The organism is Parabacteroides sp. PF5-9, assembly GCF_029893105.1.
In the GTDB taxonomy this organism is placed as follows: domain Bacteria; phylum Bacteroidota; class Bacteroidia; order Bacteroidales; family Tannerellaceae; genus JARXWG01.
Genome location: NZ_JARXWG010000003.1, coordinates 211,349 through 222,402, shown reverse-complemented (window position 1 = coordinate 222,402; position 11,054 = coordinate 211,349). Strand labels below are relative to the sequence as shown.

Sequence of the window (11,054 nt, the reverse complement as noted above, 5' to 3'; positions counted from 1 at the left end):
TTTTTAATGAGCGGCTGTAACGAATACTGCCATTTTGTTTCGTTTCTAACATAAGTTTACTTTTGTTGAATGACAACCTATTTCAGGACAGGACAGGTACGTCTAAAACAATTTAGAGGTACGTCTAAATCCGTTTAGAGGTACGTGTAAAATCATTTAGAGGTACCTCTAACAAAAAACAGACCTATGTCTAACAAAAAAACGGAACAAAAGGCACAAATAAAGCGATGGGATGTTTTGGGTTTTTATTTGGATTGTTTCAAAAAGTGTAAGATTTAAAGATTTTCCGAAGGCCAAATCCCACAGGCGTTTGCCTTCACTATCTTCACATATTCTTCCATTCAATAAAACAGTGAACCATAACGCCTTTTAAATACACTCTATACAACTATAAAACAATCAATTACATCATTTTTTTCAACAATTCAACACACACATTTGCATTTTAATGGAAAATCACTACCTTTGCAGCCGGGTAAGTCCTATACGGCATGCTCCCTCGGAACTCCCCCAGGGCTTGACCGCAGCAAGGGTACTTGGTCGTAGCGGCGCGATATAGCCAGCTTACCCACTTGCCTCTTTAGCTCAGTTGGCCAGAGCACGTGATTTGTAATCTCGGGGTCGTTGGTTCGAATCCGACAAGAGGCTCAAAGGATCGGCATTTAGCCAATCCGTTTTGAAAAAGCAAGCAATGCTTGCGAATGGACAATGGACAATGAACAATTGATAATTAGTAAGCTAAGAATCAGTAGTTAATTGTTCATTGTTTTTTTTTATTTACTTTTGTTTCTTCAAAAAGCAAAAAAAAGAATCTACATGACAGAATATAAAGGCTTATTGGTGAAAAGTGCGATGACGTATGGATTAGCCATGGGCATCTATTGGGTAATCAAATACATTTTTTTTATACTCAGTTTTTCAGTGCCTGTATGCAACTATCTCTATTGGGCATTAACCTTCACAGTTCCATTCGTAGCCTATACGATCACCAAGCGATACCGTGAAGATACAGGCGGTCAAATCGGCTTTTTTCACGCCTGGCAGTTTGGTCTTTTACTCTACACTTTTGCCGCATTAATCGTGTCACTGGTACATTATATGTTTTATCAATATGTCGCTCCACCTGATCTATTAGCCAGTGCTTTCAGCCAGGCCTTGGAACTGTTGGACAGTCAGCAGGTCAATTCGGAGTTGGTGGACAAACTAAAAGAGGTTCGCGTTACTCCCATACAGATGGCTATACAGGGGATATTCAATAATATTTTTTACGGAGTTATATTTTCGATACCCGTTGCCGCGTTATTGTGTCGAAACAACAACAGCGGTCAGATTTTTCAAAATAATCAGCAAAACAATAATAAATGATGGATATATCAGTTGTCATACCATTATACAATGAAGCCGAATCACTCCCGGAATTAAATGCCTGGATTGAACGAGTGATGCATGAAAATAAGTTCAGCTACGAAGTCATTTATGTCGATGACGGAAGCACCGACAATTCATGGGATATTATTGAATCATTCAGTCAGAAATCGCCGCACATCCATGGGATCAAATTCCGTCGCAACTATGGAAAATCGCCCGGATTGCATTGTGGATTTCAGAAAGCGCAGGGAGATGTAGTCATCACTATGGATGCCGATCTCCAGGATAGTCCGGATGAGATACCGGAACTGTACCGAATGATCAAGGAGGAGCGATACGATCTGGTTTCGGGATGGAAGAAAAAGCGATATGACCCTCTGTCGAAGACGATCCCTACAAAGTTATTCAATGCCACTGCCCGGAAATTTTCGGGAGTTTATTTACATGATTTCAATTGTGGACTGAAGGCGTACCGGAATGCGGTCGTTAAAAATATCGAGGTGTACAACGATATGCACCGCTATATCCCCTACTTGGCAAAAATTGCCGGCTACCATCGTATCGGTGAAAAGGTGGTACAACATCAGGCGCGCAAATACGGCACGACCAAATTCGGGCTGAACCGCTTTGTCAACGGATACCTGGATTTGATCACCTTGTGGTTCACTTCCAAATTCGGTAAAAAGCCGATGCACTTTTTCGGATTATGGGGAAGTGTCATGTTTTTCATTGGTTTTATTGCATTGATTGTGGTTTTAAGCATGAAGTTGGCCTCTATTATCTCCGGTGATCTGCGTCCGTTAGTGACGAATTCACCGTATTTTTATATTTCGCTCACAGCGATGATCTTGGGAACTCAACTCTTTTTGGCCGGATTCATCGGAGAATTAATCTCCCGCAACTCCTCCCGGCGCAATAATTATAAAATTGAAGCTGAATTATGAACTTCCTGGAACTTGCAAGAAAACGATGCTCAATCAGAAAATATCTCTCTACGCCAATAGAAGAAGATAAGTTCAATTACATACTGGAAGCGGCACGTATGGCGCCATCGGCTGTCAATTACCAGCCTTGGTTTTTCCTGATAATTACAGAAGAAGAAGCACGCCGGAAGTTGGTGGAGTGTTATCCGAAAGAGTGGATGAAACCGGCACCTCTTTTTATTGTTGTTTGTGGCGATTACAGTCAATCCTGGAAAAGACCGGCCGATAATCAAGATCATTTATTGGTGGATGGTGGTATCGTGACCGAACATATCTGTCTGGCTGCAGCAGAGCAAGAACTGGCAACATGTATCATCTGTCATTTTGATGGTCCGCTATTACACAAACAGTTTAATCTGCCGGAAACAGTCGTTCCTATTTCCATTATCCCGGTCGCCTATCCTGCCGATCCGAACCTGTTTGCCGAAACACCCAAAAGGCGCAAACCGCTTGATGAAATGATTCGGAAAGAAAGCTTTTGACAACTAAAAAATGACGCTCATGAAAAGGATTATTAATTTAGGAATCAGCGGTCTTTGTCTTATCCTTACGTTTATCGGCTGCACGGATAAAGGCGACTATTATGTGGATAGCGGAACCATATTCGGGACTTTCTACAGTATAAAATATCAATCGCCTAAACCATTAACAGAAAAGATAGATGCGGAATTCCAAGCCTTTAGTCTTTCTTTGAATCCATTTAATCCTAATTCTATCATTGCCAAAGTGAATAAAAATGAGGCGGTTGAAGTCGACGATTGGTTCACTGAAGTATTTAATAAAGCACAGGAAATATCCGTTAAATCGAATGGTGTCTTTGATGCCACTGCAGCGCCACTGATCAATTTATGGGGATTTGGGTTCAATAAAATGGATAGTGTCACGCCGCAAATGATTGATAGTATTCAAACGTTTGTCGGTTATCAAAAAGTGAGACTGGAGAATAAAACCGTCATTAAGGATGATCCGCGTTTGATGCTTACTTATTCGGCTATAGCCAAGGGATTTGCCTGTGACGTCATTGCCCTCCTGTTGGAACGTGAGGGGGTGAAAAATTATATGATCGATATCGGTGGTGAGTTTACCATAAAAGGAGTGAATCAATACGACCAGTGCTGGCGTATAGGGATCAACAAACCGGAAGACGAGACGACTGGTATTCAACAAAGTGTTGAAGAGATCGTACAACCATGTAAAAGATGCGGCATCGCCACATCGGGCGATTATCGGAATTTTTATATCAAAGACGGAAAGAAATATGCCCATACGATCGATCCGCGTACCGGTTATCCGGCCGGACAAAATATGCTGAGTGCAACAATTGTTGCTGAAAACTGCATTACAGCCGATGGGTATGCGACCGCTTTTATGGCCATGGGAGTAGAAGAGGCCGTCAAAATGGCTGAGTCGATCCCTGAGATAGAGTATTTCATCATATACGCTGATGATAATGGGAAACACCAAACTGCCTATTCAAAAGGAATGCTCCCCTATTTACCCAACCGTCAGGCGCTGTCTATCCTGGAAAATCCGTAATCATCCAGACCTCATACAACCAAAAGCCGTCCCGCTTTCTCAAACAGGGCGGCTTTTTTGTAACCCAATAAAAACAATTATGAACAAAAAGACGTCTGTATACGCCTCGCATTCGCCTCATTTCAACAAATCAATGAACCTTAAAAACTAACACCATAAAAAAATCATCATGTAAAATCTAATACTACTTATTAGACTGACTTATCCGTAAAACGTTTAATGCGTCATTAAAAAATAATCATTTAATCCACTTTGATCGCTGTTTCCTCGAAAGACAACCGTTCTTTTTAATCTAAACTGACTATCTTTGTGTACATTTTATTAAACGATTCAGGTCATGTTGGAAAGTATGAAAAACAGGAGAAGTATTCGTAAATACACCGATCAGGATATCTCCGACACCTTATTAAACGAATTAGTTGAAATCGCTGCCCGTTCCTCCAATACGGGTAATATGCAATTATATAGTGTAATCATCAATCGGGACATGGCAAAAAAAACAGAACAGGCTCCACTGCATTTTAATCAGAAAATGGTTACTGAAGCGCCTGTATTTCTTACGTTCTGTGCTGATGCCAACCGTTTTGTCAAATGGGCTCAACAACGAAAAGCCGAACCGGGGTTCGACAATCTTCAGATGTTTATGGCCGCAATGCTGGACGCAACGATCTTTGCACAGAGTTTTTGTGATGCAGCAGAAGCGAAAGGACTGGGTATTTGCTATCTGGGCACTACGCTTTATAATGCGGATAAAATCATTGAACAATTGAACCTTCCAAAACTGGTCATTCCGATCGTATCGGTTGCCGTCGGTTACCCAGCAGAACCGTTACCATCCCAAGTAGAACGATTGCCTTTGGATGCTATTATTCATAAAGAATCTTATACCGATTATACGCCGGATGCCATTGATAAACTCTATCAGGCGAAAGAGGAGTTGGAAGTAAACAAACAATACACCCTTGAAAACGACAAGGAGACATTAGCACAAGTCTTTACGGATATCCGTTATACAAAGAAGAATAACGAGTATTTTTCGGAAGTACTGATGGATGTGCTTCAGAAACAGGGATTCTTAAAATAAAGACAAGAGAATAAGCCGTCAGATTCGGTCAAGGACTTTTTCAACAAGTCCTTTGACCATTCCCTCGTAATTGGTATTGGATTCTTTGGCTACACGTCCGGCAATAACACAACAGATCGTCACTGTCCGATGTCCCATCAAAGCTGCCAGACCAGTGAGGGAAGCGCTTTCCATTTCGAAGTTAGTGACCCTTCTCCCTTCGTATTCAAAATGCATAATTTTTTGGTTCAACTCCGGGTCGGCTAAAGGCAAACGGATTTCCCGTCCTTGTGCACCATAAAAGCCATTTGTTGCAACCGTCACGCCACGGACAATATCATCCTGAGTGATCTGTTCCAAAAGTGACCGATCGGCAGAAACCACATACGGCCATAAACCGGCTAATGGCCAATTCAATTGCCGCACTAATTCCGATTCCATCTCCGTATCCCGGATATCTCTGCTGTTTGCATAAAAATAGATCACCCCGTCAAAGCCGATTGACTTTTCTGCTGCCACATAAGTCCCGACGGGAACAGAAGGCTGTAAGCCTCCTGTTGTTCCTATCCGGACCAATGTCAATTGCCTGAGTTCCGACTTAACCGTGCGGGTTTTAAAATCGACATTCGCCAGGGCGTCCAGTTCGGTTAAGACAATATCGATATTATCTCCTCCGATACCATGAGAAAGGACTGTTATTCTTTTCCCTTTGTAAGATCCTGTTATCGCATGAAATTCCCGGTTAGACACTTCACATTCCTGCGTATCAAAAAAAGAGGCGACCATGGTGACCCGCTTAGGATCACCGACCAAAATAATATGATCAGCCAATTGTTCTGGCTTCAGATGCAAGTGAAAAATACTTCCATCTTCATTTATGATTAGTTCGGATGCCGGGATAATCTTCATGTCAGTCTTTGATTGGTTTCGACGAATTACCGGCACTAGGTTTTGCAATCGCTTCGCGCATACCGGTATCGGCTTCTATATTTTTCATTTTGTAATAATCCATAATCCCTAAATTCCCATTCCGGAAAGCTTCAGCCATCGCTTTAGGCACTTCAGCTTCAGCTTCAATCACCTTCGCACGAGCCTCCTGTGCTTTCGCTTTCATCTCCTGCTCAACAGCGACAGCCATTGCACGACGTTCCTCAGCCTTTGCCTGAGCAATATTTTTATCAGCCTGCGCCTGATCCATCTGTAATACAGCACCAATGTTCTTACCTATATCAATATCAGCGATATCAATTGAAAGAATTTCAAATGCTGTCCCGGCATCTAACCCTTTACGTAAAACCAATTTAGAGATCGAATCGGGGTTCTCCAATACCGATTCATGATTTTCTGCCGAACCGATAGACGATACAATCCCTTCTCCTACACGGGCCAGGATCGTTTCTTCACCGGCTCCCCCTACCAATTGTTTGATATTGGCACGCACGGTTACACGTGCTTTAGCGATAAGCTGTATCCCGTTTTTAGAAACCGCCGTTACCGGAGGCGTATCGATCACTTTAGGATTAACAGACATCTGTACCGCTTCAAACACATCACGTCCGGCAAGATCAATCGCGGTAGCCATCTGGAAAGACAACTCGATATTGGCTTTCGAGGCAGACACCAATGCATGAACAACCCGTTCTACATGACCACCGGCCAGATAGTGCGCTTCCAACTCATCACGTGTTAATGTTTTCAATCCAGCTTTATGCGCTTCAATCATTGCACGTGTAATCACTGAAGGCGGCACGTTACGGATACGCATCAGAAACAATTGTAACAAAGAGATATTTACCCCCGATACTTTCGCTGAGATCCATAACAGGAAAGGCACATAATAGAAAAATATGATCAGCAGGAACACCGCGGCTCCCAGCAATACGACCGGTAAAAAAGTCATTTCTTCCATATTCGAATGTATTATTTATGTATTGATATGTTCTTTAGACTTGACAACAACATTATATCCATCTACCCGCACAACAACGACTGGGCTATGTTCATCGATAAAATCACCCAACGATTTGGCCTCTACCGTTATTCCTTTGATACTGGCTTTTCCGATAGGCGCTAAGCGGGAAAGGGTCATCCCCTCATCTCCCGGCTCAATACCCAACTCTTTACTGGAAGTGAGTTTTGAATCCACCTCGGTATGCAGAGCGACCTTGCTAAAGGAGTTTGAGCGGAGCAACCAGAAAAAGAGACCACCAAACAGGATGCTTGAACCAATCAATGTGATATGTCCGGTTGCAACACCTATTGTATAGGCATAAATGACTCCACCGATTGCAAAAACAGCCCCTCCGATACCGGCCAACGTAATCCCCGGCATAAGAAATATTTCAACAAGAACCAGCGCAATAGCCACTCCCATTAAAAAAACGATAATGAATAGATCTAAAAGCATATATTGTTCAAGTATGTTTTATCTGTTCAGTTTCAGAAAATTTATTTCGGTATTCCGTGCTTTTTTCTCCAGTTCACGAGGCTGTACAAGCAACCCTTCAAGTAGCGACTCTGCCTGTAGAATTGTCGCCCGTAGCTGATCCTTACGAGCAGCATTCCCGGTGGTATACGACTGGCGTAACCCTTCCAGTTTTTCTTGCTGCTCTGTGATCTGTTTCCGTAAGGCCACTACTTTTTCGTACTGATTCCGGGCTTCCGGGCTTTTGATCTCCTCCAGCGTATAATAAATGGTATTGTCATTGACAATAAACTCAAAATCTTTCTTTACCTCATTGATTCCGGAAGAGACTTCGGCATATGCCAATTCGATTAACTCGTTGTAATTGCCCTCTTCTTTCCAGGAATCACTGATCGCTGTGATCAGTGCGCGCGAACGTTTCAAATCAAGATCTTCGCTCTCGATACGCGCCTTGTTCGTATTCGGGATAAACAGATACACACACACTTTCCCTTCCGGCTGGAACCGGTCGGAAACAAACCAACCGAGGTTTTTCCCTTCATCAATCACCAACATATAATCATTGGCCGGCGAATTGAAAGGCATACCCAACTGTTCCGGAGTTAAATAAGTATCTGAATTGGAGGTATACCGCGTCACAAAAAGATCATACCCTCCAAGTGATCCATTACCCGTCGATGCATAATAAATGGTGACCCCATCTGACAGAACAAATGGAAAGTTCTCATTCCCCTCACTGTTGATATTCATTGGCAACTGTTTCTCATCGCCCCACTCCTCAAGTAATTTGGATTGATTGAACAAACACAGCTGGTTATCATTTGTTTCACGGGCATAATATATTTTATCGCCTCTCTGATTCATATAGACAGAAGAAAGAATCACCTTCTCATTCTTGAAAAAATCCGAATAACTCATTAATCGCCCGCTCTCCTCACTTAAGGGATAGACAGCCAAAAACTTACGCTTATCAACCACGACACTATCTATAATCTCCACATCTTCCACTTTATCCAACATCCGGGCTGCATTATTCGCCTGATCAAGACGTGTTTCAAAAGTTTCCACCGGCTGATTTTTTCCTGCCAAGATATCAATATATTCCTCAAACATTTCTGCCGATTCCTCAAAGCGGTATGTTTTATAATACAACTCCGCCAGATAACGAAAGGACTCCTGCACCTTCCGTTTGGCAGCAACCAATAAATGTTTTTCTGCAGTTTCCAGATCGCCTGTTTCATAACAGCATACCCCATACCATTGATTGTAGGAAGAATTATTGGGAGCCTGTTTGACCAAGCGTTCAAAGGCAGGCTTCGCTTCTTCATATTGCCCCTCATTGTACATCTTCTTGGCCTGATCCAGGCTTTGGGCATATAACCCACTACCTATAAAAAGAATACTTATCGTATAAAACAGTTTACAAATGACCCTTTTCATCGAATTCTAACGCACGTTTTTGTGATACTTTCGTAAAGATAAGCATATTTTTAGTTGCAATAAACAAATTAGAATCAGAAATATCTAATTTTGCGCCCTGAAAAGGAATAACTATGCCAAAGTGGACCGCAGAAGAACTTCTCTACCGCAAATTGGAAGAGAAAGTTAAAAAAGCCATGTATGAATACCAACTCATCGAAGATGGGGATCGGATACTGATCGGACTTTCCGGAGGAAAAGATTCGCTTGCACTGGTAGACCTTTTAGGACGACGTTCCAAATGTTACCAACCACGCTTCGAAGTGGTGGTAGCCCATGTGGTGATGACCAACATCCCCTATCAGGCTGACCAGGCCTATCTGAAGAGTTGTGCCGACGAACACCATCTGCCGTTCGTTGTCCATGAAACCAGTTTTGACGCCTCTACCGACAAACGGAAATCACCCTGCTTTCTCTGTTCATGGACCCGACGCAAAGCCTTATTCGACTTAGCCAAAACACATCAATGTACTAAAATTGCACTCGGGCATCACCAGGATGATCTGTTGGAGACATTACTGATGAACATGATTCATCAGGGCGCCATCGGAACGATGCCTCCTCTGCTCAAAATGGATAAATTCGACATGTCGATTATTCGCCCTTTATGTCTGATCAAAGAGAGCGACTTAAAACAACTGGCCGAATGGAAAAGTTACCGGAAACAACTCAAAAATTGCCCCTACGAGTCCGGCTCCAGTCGTTCTGAGATAAAAAAACTATTAGCTGATATGGAAGAAATAAATCCCGAAGCCCGATTCAGCCTGTGGAGTAGCATGACGAATATTCAGAACGATTATCTTCCCCCAAAAACAAAAAAATAAGACATACAATTAAGTCTGTCCGAAAAGATCACCTGAAACGTTCAGACTGATCGGCCGATTCTGCTGCATACAAAAACGAAGCGATTGAAAAGAATAATTCATTTGACAATTGTCGAATGATCGTTTCACAATTGTGGAATGATCATTTGATAATTATCAAACGATCGTCTCACAATTGTCAAACGATTCTATATCCGCGACAAACAAAAAAAAGCCTCAGCAAGCTGAGACTTTTTGTTCATGATATCTTTGGAAACAGAAAGATCAAATCAGAATCTGGCGGAGATACTTCACACAAGTTGCTACTTCTTTTTCGGAAGTCGACCAGGATGCAACGGGGTATTCCAACTCGATATCCACATAGATCGGATACTTCTCTGTTTTGATCAAATTGAGCACTTCGGCAATAGGAGTCTCTCCCTGTCCGAAGACTTGATTCGTATCTTTGGGTTCTGTATTAGGACCGGTCTTATCTTTGATATGAATACTGTAGATCCGATCGTGGTATTTCCGGATAAAATCGGCCGGATTCTTTCCGGTAGACCCAAAGTAATGCCCACAGTCAAAGTTAAGCATAATGTGCGGATTCACCGCCAATATCGCATCTACATCAAATGTCGGGTCACCAAACTGTGCATGATTGTGCATCGCTGCGTACATATCGTGTTTCTCTGCAAACGGAGCTAATTTCTGAGCCGTAGCAAGTCCTGTCTCATCAGTCACCGCTTTGGCACCCATTGCTTTGGCTACTTTAAACGCATAATCGATCTCTTCGTCCGACCAACTGCTTGGACCAAATTTAACGATATGTGCTTCAACGCCATTATCTTTCATGTATTTACGTGCTTCTTCCACTTTCGACATCGGTAAGTTGACACGCCAGTTTTTCACATCCGCTTTGTATTTATCAATCGCCGCCTGTTGTTCGGCTGTAAACGGAAGCGGTACCATGACATAACCACTTCCGACAGCAAGATAAGTAAACTGCTGATTCGGATTAGCGGCACGGATAGCCTGTGCTTGCATAGGGTCGCGACTGACACCGGCAAATGCCTCTGCCAAAGGATTCGCAGGAATACCTAAGTATTCTTCCAAATCACCACTCATTAATTCGATTGAACTAATACCTGCCGTTTTGCAATACTTTAAAATATTCGCCAAGCCACCCGGCAATGTACGCCAGCTGTAGGTAATCGTACCGATCTGTACGCCGTTGAATTTAGATCCCACCTCGATAGGAGCAGCCGGTGCCGGTGCTTCGGCACAGGATGTCAGCCCTGAAGGAACAATAGCTACCGCAGCCAATGCAGTGGTAGAGGCTGTAAAGAACTTTCTTCTTGTGATTTTGTTGTTATTCTCCATGATATTTGTATTTA

11 protein-coding genes and 1 tRNA gene are annotated in these 11,054 nt (G+C 42.7%); 7 read left to right on the top strand and 5 right to left on the bottom strand.

Annotated features, from left to right (window positions below; all coding sequences use genetic code 11):
• The first annotated feature begins 574 nt into the window (after positions 1-574).
• The 6 genes from M2135_RS03265 (at position 575) to M2135_RS03240 (ending at position 4,971) form a co-directional block, all read left to right on the top strand.
• Positions 575-648 (top strand) — tRNA-Thr (locus tag M2135_RS03265).
• Positions 649-816: 168 nt separating this feature from the next.
• Complete coding sequence (locus M2135_RS03260) at positions 817-1,365, top strand: DUF4199 domain-containing protein (RefSeq protein ID WP_280747161.1); 549 nt, start codon at positions 817-819, stop codon at positions 1,363-1,365.
• Positions 1,365-2,312: a glycosyltransferase gene (locus M2135_RS03255; protein WP_280747166.1), complete on the top strand. Its 948-nt coding sequence runs from the start codon at positions 1,365-1,367 to the stop codon at positions 2,310-2,312. Before M2135_RS03260 ends, M2135_RS03255 begins: the two co-directional genes overlap by 1 nt.
• The gene (locus M2135_RS03250; RefSeq protein WP_280747160.1) at positions 2,309-2,833 is read left to right on the top strand and encodes a nitroreductase family protein; all 525 of its coding nucleotides are present in this window, start codon (positions 2,309-2,311) and stop codon (positions 2,831-2,833) included. Before M2135_RS03255 ends, M2135_RS03250 begins: the two co-directional genes overlap by 4 nt.
• A 19-nt stretch (positions 2,834-2,852) precedes the next feature.
• Positions 2,853-3,887: an FAD:protein FMN transferase gene (locus M2135_RS03245; protein ID WP_280747159.1), complete on the top strand. Its 1,035-nt coding sequence runs from the start codon at positions 2,853-2,855 to the stop codon at positions 3,885-3,887.
• A gap of 337 nt (positions 3,888-4,224) precedes the next feature.
• A complete protein-coding gene (locus M2135_RS03240; RefSeq protein ID WP_280747158.1) occupies positions 4,225-4,971 on the top strand; it encodes a nitroreductase family protein in 747 nt (248 codons plus the stop codon).
• Positions 4,972-4,989: 18 nt separating this feature from the next.
• Here M2135_RS03240 and M2135_RS03235 read toward each other — a convergent pair whose 3' ends face one another.
• Genes M2135_RS03235 through M2135_RS03220 form a run of 4 tightly spaced genes read right to left on the bottom strand, consistent with a single transcriptional unit; the run spans position 4,990 to position 8,815 of the window.
• Complete coding sequence (locus M2135_RS03235; protein WP_280747157.1) at positions 4,990-5,859, bottom strand: nucleoside phosphorylase; 870 nt, start codon at positions 5,857-5,859, stop codon at positions 4,990-4,992.
• 1 nt (position 5,860) lies between these two features.
• Positions 5,861-6,859 carry a flotillin-like protein FloA gene (floA, locus tag M2135_RS03230; protein ID WP_280747156.1) on the bottom strand — a complete coding sequence of 333 codons (999 nt, stop codon included), beginning with the start codon at positions 6,857-6,859 and terminating at the stop codon, positions 5,861-5,863.
• Positions 6,860-6,874: 15 nt separating this feature from the next.
• Positions 6,875-7,357 carry an NfeD family protein gene (locus M2135_RS03225; protein ID WP_280747155.1) on the bottom strand — a complete coding sequence of 161 codons (483 nt, stop codon included), beginning with the start codon at positions 7,355-7,357 and terminating at the stop codon, positions 6,875-6,877.
• 18 nt (positions 7,358-7,375) lie between these two features.
• Positions 7,376-8,815, bottom strand: coding sequence for a tetratricopeptide repeat protein (locus M2135_RS03220; protein ID WP_280747154.1), 1,440 nt, complete (start codon positions 8,813-8,815; stop codon positions 7,376-7,378).
• Between the two features lie 113 nt (positions 8,816-8,928).
• On the opposite strand from M2135_RS03220, the gene M2135_RS03215 reads away from it, so the two are divergent.
• Positions 8,929-9,678 (top strand): tRNA 2-thiocytidine biosynthesis TtcA family protein, encoded by a 750-nt coding sequence (locus tag M2135_RS03215; protein WP_280747153.1) that lies wholly within the window; start codon positions 8,929-8,931, stop codon positions 9,676-9,678.
• 264 nt (positions 9,679-9,942) lie between these two features.
• On the opposite strand, the gene M2135_RS03210 is transcribed toward M2135_RS03215, so the two are convergent.
• On the bottom strand, positions 9,943-11,040 hold the full coding sequence (locus M2135_RS03210) for a TIM barrel protein (protein ID WP_280747152.1): 1,098 nt from the start codon (positions 11,038-11,040) through the stop codon (positions 9,943-9,945).
• Between the last annotated feature and the right edge of the window lie 14 nt (positions 11,041-11,054).

Coding starts and splice junctions, on each gene's coding strand:
- M2135_RS03215 (WP_280747153.1), top strand. CDS start 8,929: ATGCCAAAGTGGACCGCAGAAGAACTTCTCTACCGCAAATTGGAAGAG.
- M2135_RS03255 (WP_280747166.1), top strand. CDS start 1,365: ATGGATATATCAGTTGTCATACCATTATACAATGAAGCCGAATCACTC.
- M2135_RS03240 (WP_280747158.1), top strand. CDS start 4,225: ATGTTGGAAAGTATGAAAAACAGGAGAAGTATTCGTAAATACACCGAT.
- M2135_RS03210 (WP_280747152.1), bottom strand. CDS start 11,040: ATGGAGAATAACAACAAAATCACAAGAAGAAAGTTCTTTACAGCCTCT.
- M2135_RS03225 (WP_280747155.1), bottom strand. CDS start 7,357: ATGCTTTTAGATCTATTCATTATCGTTTTTTTAATGGGAGTGGCTATT.
- M2135_RS03245 (WP_280747159.1), top strand. CDS start 2,853: ATGAAAAGGATTATTAATTTAGGAATCAGCGGTCTTTGTCTTATCCTT.
- M2135_RS03220 (WP_280747154.1), bottom strand. CDS start 8,815: ATGAAAAGGGTCATTTGTAAACTGTTTTATACGATAAGTATTCTTTTT.
- M2135_RS03235 (WP_280747157.1), bottom strand. CDS start 5,859: ATGAAGATTATCCCGGCATCCGAACTAATCATAAATGAAGATGGAAGT.
- floA (WP_280747156.1), bottom strand. CDS start 6,859: ATGGAAGAAATGACTTTTTTACCGGTCGTATTGCTGGGAGCCGCGGTG.
- M2135_RS03250 (WP_280747160.1), top strand. CDS start 2,309: ATGAACTTCCTGGAACTTGCAAGAAAACGATGCTCAATCAGAAAATAT.
- M2135_RS03260 (WP_280747161.1), top strand. CDS start 817: ATGACAGAATATAAAGGCTTATTGGTGAAAAGTGCGATGACGTATGGA.